We start from the raw sequence: 17,039 nt of genomic DNA, 5'->3' as shown, positions 1-17,039 counted from the left end.
CTTCTCTTAACTTCTGTTGACGCTGGGCCTAGAGCCCTAGCATCTCCCTGGGATCGAAAGTGACCCGAACCTGGGCCCAGATATCCTGCTTGCCGGCTGGAAGTTGCAGGCCGGCCATGTTTGCTTTCTGGACGGCACGCACCGCACTCTCGTCGAACTGTTGGTTTCCGCTCGACTTTTCAACGGTGGGACGGCCTTCAAGCTTGCCGGAGGCATCCAGATTGAACACGATCACGGCCACGAAGTTTTCCGAACCCTCGACACCTGCAGGAATGGACCAGCAATTGCCAAGTTGATCGGACAATACGCCCATCTCGCTCTGCGAAAGCTTCTGGCCCTGGTCCTTGTCGGCGCCCAGCGACGCCTGCTGGGTCGAGCCCTTGGCGCCACCGCCGGACGGCTTCTGTTTGTCACGGAGAAGCTTGTCAATCTCGTCGGCGTTGAACTGCTTTTCATCCGATTTCGGCTTGGACGAGGCCTCCTTGACCGGTTTGTCGGCATCCTTGCGGTCAGGCGCCTTGGCGCTTTCAGCCTGCGCCGGCTGCGGCTTCGGCCGCGCTTCGGGCGCAGGTGCGGAATTCGGGAGCTGCGCCTCCTCGGGAGGCTGCTGTTCCGATATGGCGTCGGCGACCGCGTCGGGCTTGACCTCGGGCTTCGTCGCGATGGCGGCGGTCGTGTCCGGTTGAGGCGCTGGCGCCGGCTCCTTGACCGGGGTCGGCTTCGGTTCCGCCTGCTTGACCGGCTCGGGCTTGACCTCTTCCTTCGGCTGCGGCACCGGAGCCACTTCCGTTGCCGGTGTCGGCTTCGGCTCTTCCTTCGGCTTCGGCACGTCCTCGGTCTTCGGCTTCTCGGTCGGTGTCGGCGCCGGCGGCGGGGCCGACGCCAGGTCCACCGGCTTCGGCTTGGCCTCGTCCGTCACCGGTTTGTCGGTATCGACGCTGTTCTCGCCAATCTTTTGTGCCGCTGGCATGATATCGGGCCGCTTGGTCGGGGTCGGCGCCGGCTTTTCGCGCATCACTGCTTTCTTGTCGCCCCGCAGCGTCTGGGCGACGGCCTCCACCGGCACGATAGCGACCGAGACCGATTCAGCATCGGACGCGGGCATGGCAGGCGGCGACGACAGCGTGAACAGCCCAAAGGCCAACGCTACCGTATGCAAGATCACCGATGTGGTGAGGCCGGTCCGCATCTTGGCGCTACTGTTCCTGTTCCTGGAGCGAGACGAGGCCGATGTTCTTGTAACCAGCGGCCGAAATGCGAGCCATCACCTTCATGGCGGTGCCATAGTCGGTCGACTTGTCGCCGCGGATGAAAATGCGCTCCTCATAGCCCGTCTTGGAGATCGCTTGCAGCTTGGCCACCAGTTCTTCGATCGGGATTTCGGTCTCTTGCAGATAAATCTGGCCCGCGGCGTTGATCGAGACAGTGATCGGTTGCGTGTCGGCGTTCATCGCCTTGGCCTGCGTGTCCGGCAGGTCGATCGGCACCCCGACCGTCAGCAAGGGTGCGGCGACCATGAAGATGATCAGCAGCACCAGCATCACGTCGACCATCGGCGTGACGTTGATTTCCGATATCAGCGCGTGATGGCGGCCGCGCCGCCTGTGGCCGCGCCCGCCGCGTCCCGAGATGCCTACGGACATACCCATCTTGCTGCTCCTCAGGCCTTCGGCGCTACTTTTTCATCGATTTGGCGCGAGAGTATGGCGGAGAACTCGTCCGAGAACCCTTCCATGCGCACCGCGATCTTGTTCGCGTCCGATGACAGCTTGTTGTAGGCGATAACAGCCGGGATGGCGGCGAGCAGGCCGATGGCCGTTGCCAGCAGCGCCTCGGCGATGCCGGGGGCAACCACCGAAAGGCTGGTGTTCTTGGAAGCGGCAATGGCCTGGAAAGAAGTCATGATGCCGATGACGGTGCCGAACAGGCCGATGAAGGGTGCAGCCGAACCCGTGGTGGCGAGGAAGCCAAGCCGTCCCTCCAGCCGCTCCATCTCGCGCGTCAGCGCCAGATCCATGGCCTTGTCGATACGGGTCTGCAGGCCGAGCGGCGATTTGGCGCCCTTCTCGAAGCTCTTCTTCCATTCGCGCATGGCGGCAACAAAAATCGCGCCCATGCCAGTGGTCTTGCGATCGGCGAGGGTGCGGTAAAGCTCCTCCAGCGACTGACCCGACCAGAATACCTGTTCGAAGCGGTTGAGCGACAGCCGCATGCGGGCATAGCTGACCAGCTTGTCGACGATGATCGCCCAGGTCCAGATCGAAGCGCAGAGCAGACCGATCATGACCAGCTTGACCACCCAGCCGGCCTGCATGAACAGCGCCCAAATCGACAAATGCGCTGCCGGGTCGGCGAGTGCGATATTTTCCATCGTTCAAGTCCTTAAGATTTTCCGGGCATCGCTGGCGGCTGGCCCATGGGCATTCCTTGTGGTCCGTTCGCGCTAGGCTTGCGGATTACCCCAAAATGCACCGTTAGCGGCCTTTTCAGGGCAAATATTGGTGAAAGGAAGGCGCGCGGATTCTTCCAATCTTCACCAATCTCTTCATGAACCGTTATGGTTAAGGATGGGTTAGGAAATATGGCGCGGCGCATTGCCGCGCCTTGGGACGCCGGCAGCCATGCTTCTTGTCCGGTAGGCGCACTCAAACGCGGCTCGGGCGGCCGGCGACAGGCAATCCTTACCCGTTTGCCCTAGGCATAAAAGCTGCGATCCATTCTTTCGGGAAGCGTTTCGGCCTGCCACTCTCGCCGATGATCGCCGCCTCGACCTTTGCCTCGACCAGCACCTCTGCCCGGCGTTTCAGCTGCTGCGCCATTATGATGCGGGCGCCGGAAATCTCTTGCGTTGACGTGTCGATGGTCAGGATGTCGTCCATGCGGGCGGGCGCGCGGAAGTCGATCTCCATGCGCCGCACCACCCAGACGATGCGCTCGCCATGCTTGCCTTGGTGGAGTTCGGTGTGGTGGACGCCGGCGAGCCTGAGATAGTCCGAGCGGCCGCGCTCGAAGAATTCGAGATAGCGCGCGTGGTAGACGACGCCGGAGAAGTCGGTGTCGGCATAATAGACCCGCGCCATCAGCCGATGGCCGAATTCCGTCAGCGCGCCGGAAAGCCCGGCAATGAGTGCCGCCGATTCACCATGATCGTCCATCGCGCTTTCCTTTTTGCCCCCGGCGGGGCACCTGTCCTGCCAAAATCACCAGCGCAGCGAATCGGATGGCACTGTTGAAGGCGATGATCAAGACCTTGATGGCAGCGCTGCTGGTGCTGGCGGCGTCCGCACTACCCGGCCACGCCGCGAGCTTTTCGATGAAACGCGGCCTCAACCTCGACCAGTGGACGACCTGGGTCGGCGAAGACAAATGGAATGACCGACAAGCCATCCTCCCCTTTCCGGAATGGCGCAAGTTCCTCAACGAAGATGACCTCAAGGCGCTGAAAGCCGCCGGCTTCGACTTCCTGCGCATGCCGGTCGACCCCTCGCCGTTCATGTCGGACCAGACGCTGGCGTTGCGCGACGACCTTTATGCCAGCGTGCGGGACTCGGCCCGCATGATCAACCGCGCCGGCCTGAAAGTAATCGTCGACATGCATCTGATCCCCGCCGGCGGCGGCCGCACGGTCGGCATGGGCCAGGTGATGGAAGATCCCGCCGCCTTCGACGCCTATGTCGAGGTCATCCGCAAGATGGCGCATACGCTTGCCACCGAGGACCCGACGCAGGTCGCCTTCGAGCCGATGAACGAGCCGATCGTCGACTGCGACAGCGATGGCACCAGCCTCTGGCCGGAGCGTCAGCAGAAGCTGTTCGCCGCCGCGCGCGCCTCAGCCACCAGGCTGACGCTGATCCTCACCGGCGCCTGCTATTCCAATGCGGCCTCGCTGGTGAAGATCGACCCGAAGACGATCCCGGACGACAACATCATCTGGACGTTCCACTCCTACGACCCGTTCCTGCTGACCCATCAGGGCGCGACCTGGGCCGGCGATTTTATTCCGTACGTCACCGGCCTGCCCTACCCGCTGACCGCCCTGCCGCGTGCCGAACTCGATGCAAAGCTGGACGCGATCCGCGCCAAGATGAAGGCTGAGGCGCCGTGGACCAGGCGCAATGGCCTGCTCGCCTATCTCGACGAGCAGGTGGCCAGCATGGACACGGACGAGAAGCTGCTCGGCGTCATGGATGCGCCGTTCGAAAAGGTCGAGGCATGGGCCAAGGCCAACAGCATCAAGCCGGAAAACATCACGCTGGGCGAGTTCGGCATGATCCGCCAGGAATACGGCAACCCCTATGTGATGCCGCCGCAGTACCGCGCGGCTTACGTCAAGGACATGATCGCGCGTGCCGAGGCGCACGGCTTCTCATGGTCGGTGTGGAGTTTTGGCGGCGCCTTCGGCATCGTCGATGCCTTCAACGGCGAAAAAGCCGAGCCTGCCGTGATGGATGCGATCCGGTCGCTTCCCTAGCAGAGCGGGCGCTAGGCTGAACCCAGATCGATCTGCAGAATCTCCGGCCGCATGCCGAAGCGAACCGGCGCAATGCTGAAGCCAAGCCCGCCCGACACAATCAAATTGCGGTCATTCTCGACGACATGGCCATAGGCGAAACGATTGCCGAAGCGGGACGGTACCACCGGCGAATAGCCGAACAGCCGGACCTGCCCGCCATGGGTGTGGCCCGACAGCGTCAGCGAAACCCGCCATGGCACTTTCGGGAAAATGTCGGGCTCGTGTGCGAGCAGAATGATCGGCGCCTGGTCGCTGACCTTCGCCAGCGTGCCGTCGAGATCGTCCAGGCCCTTGCCACGGCTCCGGCCCCAGGCCCGGCCGGGAAGCAACGCCAACTGATCGGCAAGACCGGCAAGCCAGAAGCCGTGCCCGTCCTTTTCCAGGCGCACGACATCGTTTTCAAGCACCGGAATGCCGACGGCCTCCAGCGCCTTGCGTGAAATCGTCGGCCCGGCGCCAGCCTTTTGGGCCGTGCGGTCTTCCCACCAGTCATGGTTGCCGAGGATCGACCAGACGCCGAGCGGCGCCGTGAGGCCGGAAAGTGCCGGCGCCCATTCGGCCGCATCCACCCAGCCCGTCACCATGCGAGTGCCAGCCGGATAGTCGCCAAGCATGAGGATCACATCCGGCTCGAGCGCATTCGCCTCGGCGGCAACCGACGCGATCCGCTCCGGCGTCATCCAGGGATGGCAGGCGTGGATGTCGGAAAGCACCGCGACGCGCAGTTTCAATCCCGCAGGCCAATGCGGCGGCGTCAGCTGGTAGCGCTTCACATGCGTCAGCAGCATCGGCTCGATGCCGACCGCATAGGCGCTGAGCGAAGCCAGCGAGAGGAACGAACCCCCGACGAATTTCAGGAACCCGCGTCTGGTGATCACTTTCCTGGCTCCGGCGCTTGATCGGAGCAGTTCGCGCCGACATTTGCGCTCGATAAAATCCAGGAATGCGCCTTCACGCTGGCAGGCTTGAGGAGATTCTGCGCAGACAAGCCGTTCCGGAGGACAAATCTCCGTTACTCTTCCTGGAACAGGTTGATCTGCTGCTGCGCCAGGTCCTTCGGCGCATCGAGGCCGAGATGGCGCCAGGCATTGGCAGTCAGCACGCGGCCGCGCGGYGTGCGCTGGATGAAACCCTGCTGGATCAGATAGGGCTCGATAATGTCCTCGATGGCGTCGCGCGGCTCGGACAGGCCGGCGGCGATGGTCTCGATGCCGACCGGACCGCCGCCGAAATTGCGGGCGATCATCGAGAGATAGCGGCGGTCGAGCGCGTCGAGGCCGAGCGCGTCGACCTCCAGCCGGGTCAAGGCTTCGTCGGCAATCTGCCTGTCGACATGACCGTCGCCGGCAACGGAGGCGAAATCGCGCACCCGGCGCAGCAGCCGGCCGGCGATGCGCGGCGTGCCGCGGGCGCGACGCGCGATCTCCTGCGCCCCATCGTCGCCGAGCGGCATTTGCAGGATGCGTGCGCCGCGGCGCACGATCTGCTCCAGCTCCTCGACCGAATAGAAATTGAGCCGCACCGGAATGCCGAAACGGTCGCGCAACGGATTGGTCAAAAGGCCGAGCCGCGTGGTGGCGGCGACCAGCGTGAAGCGCGCAAGGTCGATCTTGACCGAGCGCGCCGCCGGACCTTCGCCGATGATCAGGTCGAGCTGGAAATCCTCCATCGCCGGATAGAGAATTTCCTCCACTGCCGGATTGAGCCGGTGGATCTCGTCGATGAACAGCACGTCGCGGTCTTCGAGATTGGTCAGAAGTGCCGCGAGATCGCCGGCCTTGGCGATGACCGGGCCTGAGGTCGAGCGGAAATTGACGCCGAGCTCGCGCGCCATGATCTGCGCCAGCGTCGTCTTGCCAAGTCCCGGCGGCCCGACGAACAGCACATGGTCAAGCGCCTCGCTGCGACCCTTGGCAGCCTCGATGAACACTTTGAGATTGGCCCTGACCGCTGCCTGGCCGACGAAATCGGCAAGCGTCTGCGGCCGCAAGGTCTGCTCGGCATCCTCGCCGCGCTTTTCCGGGGCAATGAGACGGGGGGAAAGGCTCATGCCGCCTTCCTCGCGCAGGGCAAAGGACGGGACAAGCAACTGCTCACCGTGCCAGTTCCTTCAGCCCGAAACGAATGAGCTTTGAGGCATCCGCATCCTCGCCTGCCGTCTTCAGCGCCGCCGCCACCGCATTGGCTGCCGTGTCGCGCGAATAGCCGAGATTGACCAGCGCCGAGACGGCGTCGGTGATGGGCGCGGGCGCCACGCCTTCGCCGAGCTCCTGCTTCAGGCCGATCGTGCCGGAGGCGGTTCCGGCATAGGCCGGCGCCTTGTTCTTCAATTCGGTGACGATGCGCTCGGCCACCTTCTTGCCGACGCCGGGGGCGCGGCTGACCATGGCAATGTCGCGCAGCGCGATCGCATTGGCGAGGTCGGCCGGCGCCAGTGTCGACAGGATGGCCAGCGCCACCTTGGCGCCGACGCCTTGCACATTGTTCATCAACAGCCGAAACCATTCGCGCTCAAGCACCGACTGGAAGCCGTAGAGCCGGATCATGTCTTCGCGGACATAAGTCTCGATGAATAGCACCACGGCCTCGCCGGGCGACGGCAGCGACGCCAGCGTGCGCGCCGAGCAATAGGCGACATAGCCGACGCCATGCACGTCGACGAGGCAGAAATCCTCGTCGATCTCGTCAAGCGTGCCCTTGAGCTTGCCTATCATGCTCAATAGCCTTTCATGATGCCAACGCCGCCATCCTGTAGGCCACGCTTTGCCGGTGATGCGCGTGGCAGATGGCGATGGCCAGTGCGTCGGCGGCATGTTCGGTGTCGAAAGTGGCTTTCGGCAACAGCACCTTGACCATCATGTGGATCTGCTTCTTGTCGCCATGGCCGACGCCGATCACCGCCTTCTTGACGGCATTGGGGGCGTATTCGGCGACGACAAGGCCGGCGCGCGCCGGCACCAGCATGGCAATGCCGCGCGCCTGGCCGAGCTTCAGCGTCGCCACCGCATCCTTGTTGACGAAGGTCTGTTCGACGGCCGCCTCATGCGGCATAGCGGCGTGCAGGATCTCGGCCAGCCCGTCATGCAACTGACAAAGCCGTGTCGCCAGCGCCGCCTTGTCGTCGGAGCGTACGGTGCCGGAGCCGATAAAGCGCAACGAATTGCCGAGGCTTTCGACGATGCCCCAGCCGGTACGCCTCAGCCCCGGATCAATACCGATGATGCGAATCGCTTGCCCCATGCGCCCGAGTCTACCTCCGGCGGACAGCGATGCCAGCGAAATGTGAACAAACCGGAAACGAGAGGCGTTTAACCCCGGGCGAAAGCCGTGTTGAGCAGCGTGATCTGGTCTGAGACCGGATTGGCGCGGCGGACGGCCGACGGCGCCTCGGCGAACGCACCGCCGTAGATCTCCTCATCCATGCGGCGCACCAGTGCCTGCAGGCGCAGCGAACGGGTGACGAGGTCGAGGAAATCCTTCGGCAGTTCGTTCCAGCCGGCCGCTTCGTCATGCGCCGACGCGGTGTCGAGGCGCACCTTGGATTTTTCCGAAGCGACCTGGTCGCGGGTCATCTCGCCGGAGTTCGCCGCCCGCTGCAAAAGCAGCCACGAGGCAACCTGCATCAGCCTGGTGGTCAGCCGCATCGATTCGGCGGCATAGAGCGTCGCCGCCAACCTTGACAGCTTCTTCGCCTCGGCCCGGCCCTTGCCGTCGAGATATTCTGCCGCTTGCTCGACCAGGCCCATGCCTTCCTGGTAAAGCGGTTTGAAGGATTGGGAGAAAACCCGGCGTTCCGCCAGCTTGATGGTTTTCGCGATGCCCTTCGAAGGCTCGTTCATCGATACGCCCCTGCACTGCCCCGTCGGCTGATTCGGCTTCTTCGCCGTCACGCCGGCACCCTAGATGACTGAGGCTTGAAAATGCGCTTCGCCATCGGTGAAGGCAAGCACATGTTTAACAAACGGTTAACGCCGGCGTATGGGCGCTAGAGTCGGATGATTTCAGGTCGAATCGACCTGAAACTTACGACCCAAAATGCGGACAAAAAAAGAGCCGCGGATAAGGCGGCTCTCAGGAGTTTAACAGGGAGGCGTCAAACGAAGTGGCTCCAACCACTCGGTAAGAATCCAGATAACTGGATTGACATAGTAAACACCTGTAAAGCTTAATGAACCCTTAACAGAGCGGATATTTCTTGATCGACCGCTGCCCTTCTGTGCCGTATCAGCACAACGGCCTGGGGAACCTGATCGTCGGCTTGCTCAAGCCTTCTTCCAGATCGCCGGCAAGGAAATAAAGGCGAAGAGCAGCATTCCCGCATAAAAACCCATCGAGGAAGAGGCCAGCACCGGCTCGATTTCCGGATGGCCGGCAAGTTCAAAATAAAGCCCGATCATCAGCGCGATGCCACTGATTGCCGTCAGCCAGAAATGCACGACGGCAATCGTCTTTTGTCCGACGGCCGGGAACAAATGGTAGAAGAAGGCGAACACCGCCGACATCAGCCAGCCCGCCACCATGGTGTGCGCATGGGTCGGCATCTGGCCGTGGTCATTGGTGATCGCCATATGCAGGCCCAGGGCCATGCCGCACAGCGCGTAGATGACGGCCAGGGTGAAGAAGTTTCGTGCTACGCCTTGCATAGGATACCCTCGTTGGTTGCCGCAGACTTGGTCCGATCGCGCGCGGCCAGAATGAAACGCCGGACGCGAGCGGCTTAGTCCCGGCAGGTTTCAGAATCATGCCGCCAAACCAGCCGATGTTGAAACGGCGTCTATCCGGCAAATGCCTAGTATTCTGCAGGCTGGCGGCAAATCCGGTGATCGCGCCGCCGCAATAAACCGGCATCCATGCGGCATCTCCTGGATACCTGTACGGCGATAATCCGCCCTCTTTTGGAAGCAGACGCGCAACCAGCGTTTGCCCTGGAACGACGCAAAAGGAGCGGCAATGGACTGGTATTCGATCGTCAAGTTCTTCCACATCGTTACGGCCACCTTGTGGGTCGGAGGCGGGTTCGTGCTGTTCCTGCTCGGCATGCTTGCCGAGCGTGCCGGCAACATCGAGGAAAAGTTGCAGGCGATCCGTGCCAGCGGACAGCTGGGCGGCAGGTTTTTCGCACCGATGTCGATGCTGACGCTGATCTTCGGCCTGATCATGTGCAGCTTCTGGGTGGGATTCGCAGATCTGTGGATTGTCATCGGCCTCGTCGGCTACGCCACGACCTTTTCGATCGGTATGTTCGTCTTCAAACCAATCGGCGAGCGCATGGGAGCCGTGATCGCCAAGGAGGGCATGTCACCTGCTGTCCTTGCCATGGGCCAGCGCATGACGAGCGTGGCACGCTTCGACTATGCAGTGATGCTGGTCGTGGTCGCGGACATGGTGCTCAAGCCGACCGAGCACGACATCGGCATTCTCGCCGGCATGATTTTGGTTGTCATAGCCGGCGCCGCACTGGCCTTTGGCGGCAGTCGCCGCCTCGTGCCGAGCGCTGTCTAGCACCCGAGACTATGTAGGCGACCGTACGGCCGCCTCGCGCTGCTTTACAGCAGGCCGGCGATCCCGTCCCACAGCAGCTTGACCGCGACCACGGCCACGGTCGCGTAGGTGAAGGGATAAAAGATCTCCGGCCGCATGCGCCGCACCAGCCAGGCGCCGGCAATGGTGGCCAGCGGCGCCAGCGGCATCAGCACGGCCGACGCCGTCAGATTGGCGGTGTCGAACTGGCCGAGCGCGAAATAGGGGATCAGCTTGAGCGCATTGGTGGCGGCAAAGAAGATCGCCGATGTCCCTGACAGCACTTTCGGGTCGAGCCGGATCGGCAGCGCATAGACCTGGAAGGGCGGTCCGCCGACATGGGCGACGAAGCTGGTGAAGCCGGCGACGGTGCCCCAGAAGGCGGCGGCGATGCGGTTGGGGGCTGCTGCATGGTCGGAGCCGTGGCGAAACTGCTGATAAAGCCAGCGCAGCACGAAGATCAGCGCGACCGCGCCGACGATGAGCCGCACCATCTCTTCGGTGACCAGCGCCGCCGTCAGCCAGCCTAGCCCGATGCCGATCACAGCGCCCGGCATCATGTCGACCAGCATCTTGCGGTCATAGACGCCCCACCATGTCCACACCGAAACGATGTCCATCAGGCACAGGATCGGCAGCAGGATGGCGGCCGCCTGCACCGGCGGCATGGCCAGCGCCATCAGCGGCACGCCGACAAAGCCAACGGCGCCGCCGAAGCCGCCTTTCGACAGGCCGACGAGGATGACCGCCGGAATGGCGGCGGCATAGAACCACGGATCGGCGAGCAGACCTGACATGAAATGGATGAAGGAGGCTGGAGGGAAGACGATGACCTGCAATAGCCCAGAAACCCGTGTGCCGCGACAGCGAAAATTCCGGCAGCGGCCATCAACTGTCCGTAACTTGACCGTTCGGGATTTGCGGCAAGATCGCCGCCGATGCATAAGGGCGCCATTCCCGATGCACCAGGTTTTGACCCCAGGTTTTTGACAATGAGCGAACCCCACATCCGCCGCGCCGAAGCAGCCGACCTGCCGGCCATTGTCGCCATGCTCGCCGATGATCCGCTCGGCCGCAGCCGTGAAGACGCCAGCGAGCCGCTGGCCAAAGCCTATCGCGATGCCTTTGCGGCTGTGACCGCCGACCCCAACCAGTTTCTCGCCGTGATGACGGACGACGGCAAGGTGATCGGCACCCTGCAGATCAGCTACCTTGCCGGGCTGTCGCTGCAGGGCGCCTGGCGAGGCCAGATCGAGGCCGTGCGCGTCGCCGCCGACCGGCGCGGCGAACGGCTGGGGCAGCGCCTGCTGGAATGGGCCGTCGAACAATGCCGCGCACGCGGCTGCAAAATTGTCCAGCTGACCACCAACAAGAGCCGCCACGACGCGCACCGCTTCTATGACCGGCTCGGCTTCAAGGCCAGCCACATCGGCTACAAGCTGGAGCTTTAGACTCTTGGTTTGGACGCGATTCCCAAGGGAAAGCGCTTCGCGCTTTTCCCGGGAAAACCGCTACACACTTTTCCTGGAATTGCTCCAAGCGCCGTTTACCCGAGCGGCGGTGGGCGGCGCCGGATCGGCTGCGCCTTGATGATGGCGGTGCTGGTTTCCGCCTTGTCGGCGATGCGGTCGAGAAGCTTGTCGAGCTCGCTCATCGAACGCACATAAAGCCGTGCCACGAAACAGTCGTCGCCTGTGACCTTGTCGCACTCGCCGAATTCGGGGATCTCTTCGATCAGTTGCTGCACGATATGCAGCTTGCCCGGCAGCGGCCGCACCCGCACGATCGCTTGCAGCGGAAAACCCAGCGCCTCCGGATCGATCTCGACGGTGAAGGCGCGGATGACCCCGCGCTCCTCGAGCCGCCGCAGCCGCTCGGACACGCTTGGCGACGACAGCCCGACCTGCTGCGCCAGATCCTTCAACGAGGTCCGGGAATCCTTGACCAGTATATCGAGAAGCTTTCTGTCCAGCTCGTCCAGCATTTTTCGTTTCCTCGCAAAAGGCAGAGATCGCCTTAATAAATTAGGTCACGCCTACATATCACCTTTCATAAATCATATAAACCCTCAGGATCGCATGAGATTATCAAGCATCAACAGATATCAGAGGTATTGTCATGGACAGCACGGTGCGCGGCACGATCGAAATGACGGCGGCGATGACCATCATCGGCACGATCGGCTGGTTCGTCGTCATGTCGGGCCAGCCGGTCATGGACGTGGTGTTCTGGCGCTGCGCCTTCGGTGCGGTGGCGCTGCTCGTCACTTGCGCAGCACTCGGGCTGCTGCGCGGCAGGCTGACGCTTCGCATTGTTGCCATCGCCGCACTCGGCGGCGCGGCCATCGTCATCAACTGGCTGTTGCTGTTCAGCGCCTTCTCCCGCGCCTCGATCTCGATCGCCACGGCGGTCTACAACACCCAGCCCTTTATGCTGGTCGGCTTCGGCGCGTTGTTCTTCGGCGAGCGGCTGACCCTGACCAAGCTGACCTGGCTCGGCATCGCCTTCGCCGGCATGCTGTTGATCGTGCAGACAGGGCCTGATGCAGGTTCCGGCATCGTCGGCACCGATTATGTCACCGGCATCGGCATGGCGCTTGGTGCTGCCTTCTTCTGGGCTGTCGCGGCCATCGTCGCCAAGAAGCTCAAGGGCACTCCACCGCACCTGATCGCGCTGATCCAGGTCTGCGTCGGCGTCGTCATGCTGGCGCCCTTTGCCAACCTCGCCCATTTGCCCGCCGATAGCTGGAGCTGGGCCATGCTGGTCACACTTGGCGTCGTCCACACCGGCCTGGTGTACATATTGATGTATGGCGCTATCCAGAAACTGCCGACGCATCTGCAGGGGTCGCTGTCCTTCATCTATCCGGTCGTGGCGATCCTGGTCGATGTCGTTGCTTTCGGCCACCGGCTGCATCCGGCTCAGCTGGTCGGCGCCGCCGCCATCCTGATCGCCGCCGCGGGGATGAATCTCGGCTGGACTTTGTGGAAGGCCAAATCGCCGGCCGAAAGTCCCCAAGCCGTCAAATGAGCCGCAAACCGGCCGCTGGCCGGCGGTCGTAAACCAAGCCGCCGCATCGATCCCCGCCCGCCTGTTCAAGGCGGGCGCTTTGCTCTATGCCGCAATGCAACCATCTTCGCCCGGCATAGGCGAATTCCCGGATCGAAAGCCAATGAACGACGCAACACCCCCCAACCGCTGCCGCATCGTGCTGATCGCGCCCAAGGACGCGCCGGCCGGGCGCATTGCAGCCTCATTCGAGGGCGGCGACGTCGCTTCGCTGATCTTGCCTGAAAACGGCATGGACGAGGCTGCCTTCCAGGCCTTTGCCGAACAGATCGTGCCGGTGGCGCAGGCGGCCGGCATCGCCGTCATCATCGCCGGCGACACCCGCATTGCCGGCCGCGTCCAGGCCGACGGCATTCATGTCGAGGTCTCCAAGGACGCACTCGCCGAGACCATCGAACACTTCCAGGGCAAGATGATGGTCGGCGCCGGCGGCGCCAAGACCCGCGACGACGCGCTGGAGCTCGGTGAAACCAGGCCCGATTACATCTTCTTCGGCCGCTTCGGCTACGACAACAAGCCGGAGCCGCATCCGCGCAATCTGTCGCTCGGCCGCTGGTGGGCCGACATGATCCAGATCCCCTGCATCGTCATGGCGGGGTCGGAACTCGCCTCGGTCGAGGCGGTGGCGGACACCGGCGCCGAATTCGTGGCGCTGTCCAGCGCCGTCTTCGCCGATGGCGCCGATCCGAAGGCGGCGGTCGCTGCCGCCAATGCGCTGCTCGACCAAACCGCGCCGCGCTTCGAGGACTGACGTGCGCCGACCCGGACTTCCGATCGCGGTTCTCGTTGCGGCCTTGGTGAGCGGGGCAGCGATGGCGGCGGAGCCCGTTCCGCTGCCGCAGCCCAGGCCCGATGCCAGCGCACCCGATACCGGCACACCCGACATCAGCGCGCCGGCTACGGGCGCCGCTGATGCGGGCGCCGCAAAGGCAGATGCCCAAAAGGCCGGCACCACGAATTCCGGCGTTCATGTCGACAAGCCGATCGACACCCCGCTGCCGCAGCCCGCGACGACCGCGCCGCTGCCGTCGGCCGACGCCATCAATCCCGAGCGTTTCGGCACCAAGCCGGCGGACCCGGCCTATGGCGCTTTCCAGCGCGGCCTCTACAAGACCGCCTACAATCTGGCGTTGGTACGGGCGCAGAATGGCGACCCGGCGGCACAAACGCTGGTGGCCGAGATCCTGTCGCGCGGGCTGGGTGTGCCGCTCAACCCGGCGGAGGCCGCCAAATGGTATGCGCAGGCCGCCGAACAGGGCATCCCGGAATCGCAGTTCCAGTACGCGCTGATGCTGCTCGACGGCCGCTACGTCAAGAAGGACGAGAAGGGAGCCTACGCCCTGATGCAGGCCGCCGCCGAAGCCGGCAATCGCCTGGCGCAGTTCAACTTCGCGCAGCTGCTGGTTCAGCAGGATCCGGGTGATGCCGGCATTGCCAGAGCCGTGCCGTATTATGAGCGCGCCGCGGCGACCGGCCTTGCCGACGCCCAGTATGCGATGGCGCAAGTCTATGCCAATGGCGTCGGCGGCAAGCCGCACGACGATGCCCAGGCACGCCGCCTGCTGGCGCAGGCCGCAAGGCAGAACTACGACACCGCGCAGATCGATCTTGCCGCCTGGATGATCGAAGGCCGCGGTGGTGTTCGCGACCTGAAATCCGGCTTCAACTGGATGAAGCAGGCAGCGGAAGGCGGCAACGTCGCCGCCCAGAACCGTCTGGCAAAGCTTTACATGGGCGGCATCGGCACCGATCCCGACCTGATCCTGGCCGGGGCCTGGTATGTTGTCGCCCGCCGCGCCGGCCTTATCGATCCGGAGATGGACGATTTCCTGCAAGGGCTGACCGACGACCAGACCAAGCAGGCTTTGCAGAAGGCCAACCGCCTGCCCTGACGGGCGACTTCAACTAAGATGATCGAGCACGACCTTGCCGAAGGGCGAGCCATGTTCGAGATGACGAAAGGCCTCGGCCGCCTCCGCCCAGGGAAAGACCCGGTCGATCACCGGCCGCAGCCGATTGACCGCGAGCGCCCGGTTCATCGCTTCGAAGGATTCGCGCGAGCCGACCGGTATGCCGCGTGCTTTCACCTGGCGGCGGAAGATGTCGAGCGGATTGATCGCCCCTTCGCTGCCGCCGAGATAGCCTATGACATTGATCTGGGCGCCGCGCGCCGACGCCTTCAGCGACTGCGCGAAACTTTGCGGACCGCCGACTTCGATGATGTGATCGGCGCCCCGGCCATCGGTCAGCGCCAGCACGGCCGACGACCAGTCCGGATTGGTGCGGTAGTTGACGCCGTCATGCGCGCCGAGCTCTTTCGCCCGCGCAAGTTTCTCATCGCTGCTCGAGGTAACGATGACGCGCGCTCCGGCGGCTCTCGCGAACTGCACGGCAAACAGCGACACGCCGCCCGTGCCGAGGCTGAGCACGGTTTCGCCCGGCTTGAGCTTGCCTTCGGTGAACAACGCATGCCAGGCGGTGACGGCAGCGCAAGGCAATGTCGCCGCCTCGACATCGCTGAGGTGCGCCGGGGCGATGACAGCCGCCTGTTCGTCCAGCCGGGCGAATTCGCTGAGCAAGCCGTCGATCGGACCGCCGCGCTGGTACGAGGCTTCGGCCATGGCGAAGCTGCCGCCGACCCAGCGCTGCCAGAACGTGCCGCAGACCCGGTCGCCGACCTTGAAGCGGCTGACCTCGGAGCCAAGCGCAACGACCTCGCCGACGCCGTCGGAAAGCGGTACCAGCGGCAGCGGGAATGTTGTGTGATAGCTGCCGCGCGCGATCTCGACGTCGCGGTAGTTGAGCGCCGTCGCCTTGACCCTGATGATCATCTCCTGGCGGCCGGGTTCGGGCATTGGCCGTTCGACCAGTCTGAGATTGTCGATGCCGCCCGGGCTCTGCAGTTCGATTGCCTTCATGTCGCTCTCCTTTGCTCTTCAAAGGAAATCGCTTGCCAGAGCCATGATTTCAAATTCATAATCTTAACAATGATTATGCTTACAAAACATGGTTTCGATGATGCTTGAGGAACTGCGCACGCTTGCCCTGTTTGCCGAGGAGGGATCTATCCAGAAGGTCGCCCGGCGCCTGCCGCTGACGCAGTCGGCTGTGACGAGGCAGATCCAGCGGCTGGAAGACATGCTTGGCACGACGCTGCTCGACCGCCGGCAGAAGCCGCCGCGACTGACCCCGGCGGGGCAAGAAGTGCTGGCGCGCGGCCGCGACATCCTCGCTTCGGTGGAGGCGCTGAAAGCCTTGGCCGGCAAAGCCGAGCCGGAAGGACTGCTTCGCCTTGGCCTCGCCCATGGCCTCTCCGACCGCGACGTCGCGGAAGCCATCGCCGACGCCGCGGCGCTCTTCCCGAAAGTGTCGTTGCGGCTCAGGACCGGCTGGAGCGCCGAACTGGTCGATCAGTTCGATCGCGGACAATTCGACCTCGCCATCGTGCTGCGCGCGGGCGGCGGCGAGCACGACGATGCCTGCATCGGCACCGAACGTCTCGGCATCGTGACGAACGAGCAGGCGGAGCAGATACCCGACCTCAAAATTGCAGCCTGGATTTTGAGCCCTGCGCCCTGTGATGCGCGCCAGCGTCTGCTTGCTGCTCTTGGCGATGACGGCCGCAGACTATCCATTGCCGCCGAAATCCAGGATCCGGCCATGCAGCTGGAATGGGTGCGCCGCGGCCATGGTGTTGGCCTGATGCCGATGCGCCTTTTCGGCAAACAGCTGCCGAAGGGCGTTACACTTGTCGAGACGAAGAGCCTCGACCTGTCCATGCAGGTTGTCGTCCTGCGCTCGCCGCATATCCATCGGCTGGCGAAGGTCGCCCAGGCCATCGCCGACGCGGTCGGTTCGGTTGTCAATCAGCCGGGCTGATCGTGCCAGCGTCGGCGCCGTATCCAGTACCCGACGTGCGCATCGATGCCTTTCGGTC

20 protein-coding genes are annotated in these 17,039 nt (G+C 63.6%); 7 read left to right on the top strand and 13 right to left on the bottom strand.

The genetic code is table 11. The features are described from left to right. Nucleotides 1-28 precede the first annotated feature (28 nt). From AC1DZ8_RS07365 to ybgC, 4 genes are all read right to left on the bottom strand, one after another. Nucleotides 29-1,189, bottom strand: a complete 1,161-nt coding sequence (locus AC1DZ8_RS07365; RefSeq protein ID WP_477307134.1) for a TonB family protein — start codon at nucleotides 1,187-1,189, stop codon at nucleotides 29-31. A 7-nt stretch (nucleotides 1,190-1,196) separates the two neighbouring features. Further along, complete coding sequence (gene tolR, locus AC1DZ8_RS07360; RefSeq protein WP_181057782.1) at nucleotides 1,197-1,649, bottom strand: protein TolR; 453 nt, start codon at nucleotides 1,647-1,649, stop codon at nucleotides 1,197-1,199. 11 nt (nucleotides 1,650-1,660) lie between these two features. After that, the gene (gene tolQ / locus AC1DZ8_RS07355) at nucleotides 1,661-2,371 is read right to left on the bottom strand and encodes a protein TolQ (RefSeq protein WP_142869706.1); all 711 of its coding nucleotides are present in this window, start codon (nucleotides 2,369-2,371) and stop codon (nucleotides 1,661-1,663) included. Between the two features lie 310 nt (nucleotides 2,372-2,681). Then, a complete protein-coding gene (gene ybgC, locus AC1DZ8_RS07350; RefSeq protein WP_477307137.1) occupies nucleotides 2,682-3,155 on the bottom strand; it encodes a tol-pal system-associated acyl-CoA thioesterase in 474 nt (157 codons plus the stop codon). Between the two features lie 65 nt (nucleotides 3,156-3,220). Between ybgC and AC1DZ8_RS07345 the strand changes: the two genes are divergently transcribed. Then, nucleotides 3,221-4,471 (top strand): glycoside hydrolase family 5 protein, encoded by a 1,251-nt coding sequence (locus AC1DZ8_RS07345; RefSeq protein WP_477400605.1) that lies wholly within the window; start codon nucleotides 3,221-3,223, stop codon nucleotides 4,469-4,471. 11 nt (nucleotides 4,472-4,482) lie between these two features. Here the strand turns inward: AC1DZ8_RS07345 and AC1DZ8_RS07340 are convergent, their stop codons facing one another. The 6 genes from AC1DZ8_RS07340 to AC1DZ8_RS07315 all read right to left on the bottom strand — a co-directional run bounded on the left by AC1DZ8_RS07340 (nucleotide 4,483) and on the right by AC1DZ8_RS07315 (nucleotide 9,156). Continuing rightward, nucleotides 4,483-5,391: a metallophosphoesterase gene (locus AC1DZ8_RS07340; protein ID WP_477307140.1), complete on the bottom strand. Its 909-nt coding sequence runs from the start codon at nucleotides 5,389-5,391 to the stop codon at nucleotides 4,483-4,485. Nucleotides 5,392-5,525: 134 nt separating this feature from the next. Continuing rightward, nucleotides 5,526-6,563 carry a Holliday junction branch migration DNA helicase RuvB gene (gene ruvB / locus AC1DZ8_RS07335; protein ID WP_477307142.1) on the bottom strand — a complete coding sequence of 346 codons (1,038 nt, stop codon included), beginning with the start codon at nucleotides 6,561-6,563 and terminating at the stop codon, nucleotides 5,526-5,528. 43 nt (nucleotides 6,564-6,606) lie between these two features. Then, nucleotides 6,607-7,227: a Holliday junction branch migration protein RuvA gene (ruvA, locus tag AC1DZ8_RS07330; RefSeq protein WP_477307144.1), complete on the bottom strand. Its 621-nt coding sequence runs from the start codon at nucleotides 7,225-7,227 to the stop codon at nucleotides 6,607-6,609. A 13-nt stretch (nucleotides 7,228-7,240) separates the two neighbouring features. Beyond that, nucleotides 7,241-7,753: a crossover junction endodeoxyribonuclease RuvC gene (ruvC, locus tag AC1DZ8_RS07325; protein ID WP_477307146.1), complete on the bottom strand. Its 513-nt coding sequence runs from the start codon at nucleotides 7,751-7,753 to the stop codon at nucleotides 7,241-7,243. A 68-nt stretch (nucleotides 7,754-7,821) separates the two neighbouring features. Next, entirely contained in the window at nucleotides 7,822-8,352 is a 531-nt protein-coding gene (gene rcdA / locus AC1DZ8_RS07320; protein ID WP_477307148.1) for a protease adaptor protein RcdA, read from the bottom strand. A 423-nt stretch (nucleotides 8,353-8,775) separates the two neighbouring features. Next, nucleotides 8,776-9,156 carry a hypothetical protein gene (locus tag AC1DZ8_RS07315; RefSeq protein WP_477307150.1) on the bottom strand — a complete coding sequence of 127 codons (381 nt, stop codon included), beginning with the start codon at nucleotides 9,154-9,156 and terminating at the stop codon, nucleotides 8,776-8,778. Between the two features lie 307 nt (nucleotides 9,157-9,463). Between AC1DZ8_RS07315 and AC1DZ8_RS07310 the strand changes: the two genes are divergently transcribed. Beyond that, nucleotides 9,464-10,015, top strand: coding sequence for a DUF2269 family protein (locus tag AC1DZ8_RS07310; protein ID WP_477307152.1), 552 nt, complete (start codon nucleotides 9,464-9,466; stop codon nucleotides 10,013-10,015). Between the two features lie 44 nt (nucleotides 10,016-10,059). Here AC1DZ8_RS07310 and AC1DZ8_RS07305 read toward each other — a convergent pair whose 3' ends face one another. Continuing rightward, complete coding sequence (locus tag AC1DZ8_RS07305; RefSeq protein ID WP_477307154.1) at nucleotides 10,060-10,830, bottom strand: sulfite exporter TauE/SafE family protein; 771 nt, start codon at nucleotides 10,828-10,830, stop codon at nucleotides 10,060-10,062. 195 nt (nucleotides 10,831-11,025) lie between these two features. Here AC1DZ8_RS07305 and AC1DZ8_RS07300 point away from each other — a divergent pair, with 195 nt between their 5' ends. Beyond that, entirely contained in the window at nucleotides 11,026-11,484 is a 459-nt protein-coding gene (locus tag AC1DZ8_RS07300; protein WP_477307156.1) for an N-acetyltransferase family protein, read from the top strand. 95 nt (nucleotides 11,485-11,579) lie between these two features. On the opposite strand, the gene AC1DZ8_RS07295 is transcribed toward AC1DZ8_RS07300, so the two are convergent. Then, nucleotides 11,580-12,017, bottom strand: coding sequence for an Lrp/AsnC family transcriptional regulator (locus AC1DZ8_RS07295; RefSeq protein WP_477307158.1), 438 nt, complete (start codon nucleotides 12,015-12,017; stop codon nucleotides 11,580-11,582). A 134-nt stretch (nucleotides 12,018-12,151) separates the two neighbouring features. Between AC1DZ8_RS07295 and AC1DZ8_RS07290 the strand changes: the two genes are divergently transcribed. From AC1DZ8_RS07290 to AC1DZ8_RS07280, 3 genes are all read left to right on the top strand, one after another. Further along, nucleotides 12,152-13,063, top strand: coding sequence for a DMT family transporter (locus AC1DZ8_RS07290; RefSeq protein ID WP_477307160.1), 912 nt, complete (start codon nucleotides 12,152-12,154; stop codon nucleotides 13,061-13,063). 142 nt (nucleotides 13,064-13,205) lie between these two features. Next, nucleotides 13,206-13,853 (top strand): thiamine phosphate synthase, encoded by a 648-nt coding sequence (locus AC1DZ8_RS07285; RefSeq protein ID WP_477400601.1) that lies wholly within the window; start codon nucleotides 13,206-13,208, stop codon nucleotides 13,851-13,853. Between the two features lie 61 nt (nucleotides 13,854-13,914). Beyond that, nucleotides 13,915-14,994, top strand: coding sequence for a tetratricopeptide repeat protein (locus AC1DZ8_RS07280; protein WP_477307164.1), 1,080 nt, complete (start codon nucleotides 13,915-13,917; stop codon nucleotides 14,992-14,994). A gap of 9 nt (nucleotides 14,995-15,003) precedes the next feature. On the opposite strand, the gene AC1DZ8_RS07275 is transcribed toward AC1DZ8_RS07280, so the two are convergent. Further along, nucleotides 15,004-16,020, bottom strand: a complete 1,017-nt coding sequence (locus AC1DZ8_RS07275) for a zinc-dependent alcohol dehydrogenase family protein (RefSeq protein ID WP_477307166.1) — start codon at nucleotides 16,018-16,020, stop codon at nucleotides 15,004-15,006. 100 nt (nucleotides 16,021-16,120) lie between these two features. Here AC1DZ8_RS07275 and AC1DZ8_RS07270 point away from each other — a divergent pair, with 100 nt between their 5' ends. Next, nucleotides 16,121-16,981 carry a LysR family transcriptional regulator gene (locus AC1DZ8_RS07270; protein WP_477307168.1) on the top strand — a complete coding sequence of 287 codons (861 nt, stop codon included), beginning with the start codon at nucleotides 16,121-16,123 and terminating at the stop codon, nucleotides 16,979-16,981. Nucleotides 16,982-17,039 lie beyond the last annotated feature (58 nt).

This window comes from Mesorhizobium sp. P2_F7 (genome assembly GCF_056403695.1).
Note: the sequence above shows the minus strand (reverse complement) of the source record. Positions and strands in the feature narration are given on the sequence as shown.

Bases quoted from the DNA above. Each gene is read 5' to 3' on its own strand.
- AC1DZ8_RS07365 (WP_477307134.1), bottom strand. From the start codon at position 1,189: ATGCGGACCGGCCTCACCACATCGGTGATCTTGCATACGGTAGCGTTG.
- tolR (WP_181057782.1), bottom strand. From the start codon at position 1,649: ATGGGTATGTCCGTAGGCATCTCGGGACGCGGCGGGCGCGGCCACAGG.
- tolQ (WP_142869706.1), bottom strand. From the start codon at position 2,371: ATGGAAAATATCGCACTCGCCGACCCGGCAGCGCATTTGTCGATTTGG.
- ybgC (WP_477307137.1), bottom strand. From the start codon at position 3,155: ATGGACGATCATGGTGAATCGGCGGCACTCATTGCCGGGCTTTCCGGC.
- AC1DZ8_RS07345 (WP_477400605.1), top strand. From the start codon at position 3,221: ATGGCACTGTTGAAGGCGATGATCAAGACCTTGATGGCAGCGCTGCTG.
- ruvA (WP_477307144.1), bottom strand. From the start codon at position 7,227: ATGATAGGCAAGCTCAAGGGCACGCTTGACGAGATCGACGAGGATTTC.
- ruvC (WP_477307146.1), bottom strand. From the start codon at position 7,753: ATGGGGCAAGCGATTCGCATCATCGGTATTGATCCGGGGCTGAGGCGT.
- rcdA (WP_477307148.1), bottom strand. From the start codon at position 8,352: ATGAACGAGCCTTCGAAGGGCATCGCGAAAACCATCAAGCTGGCGGAA.
- AC1DZ8_RS07315 (WP_477307150.1), bottom strand. From the start codon at position 9,156: ATGCAAGGCGTAGCACGAAACTTCTTCACCCTGGCCGTCATCTACGCG.
- AC1DZ8_RS07310 (WP_477307152.1), top strand. From the start codon at position 9,464: ATGGACTGGTATTCGATCGTCAAGTTCTTCCACATCGTTACGGCCACC.
- AC1DZ8_RS07305 (WP_477307154.1), bottom strand. From the start codon at position 10,830: ATGTCAGGTCTGCTCGCCGATCCGTGGTTCTATGCCGCCGCCATTCCG.
- AC1DZ8_RS07300 (WP_477307156.1), top strand. From the start codon at position 11,026: ATGAGCGAACCCCACATCCGCCGCGCCGAAGCAGCCGACCTGCCGGCC.
- AC1DZ8_RS07295 (WP_477307158.1), bottom strand. From the start codon at position 12,017: ATGCTGGACGAGCTGGACAGAAAGCTTCTCGATATACTGGTCAAGGAT.
- AC1DZ8_RS07290 (WP_477307160.1), top strand. From the start codon at position 12,152: ATGGACAGCACGGTGCGCGGCACGATCGAAATGACGGCGGCGATGACC.
- AC1DZ8_RS07285 (WP_477400601.1), top strand. From the start codon at position 13,206: ATGAACGACGCAACACCCCCCAACCGCTGCCGCATCGTGCTGATCGCG.
- AC1DZ8_RS07280 (WP_477307164.1), top strand. From the start codon at position 13,915: ATGGCGGCGGAGCCCGTTCCGCTGCCGCAGCCCAGGCCCGATGCCAGC.
- AC1DZ8_RS07275 (WP_477307166.1), bottom strand. From the start codon at position 16,020: ATGAAGGCAATCGAACTGCAGAGCCCGGGCGGCATCGACAATCTCAGA.
- AC1DZ8_RS07270 (WP_477307168.1), top strand. From the start codon at position 16,121: ATGCTTGAGGAACTGCGCACGCTTGCCCTGTTTGCCGAGGAGGGATCT.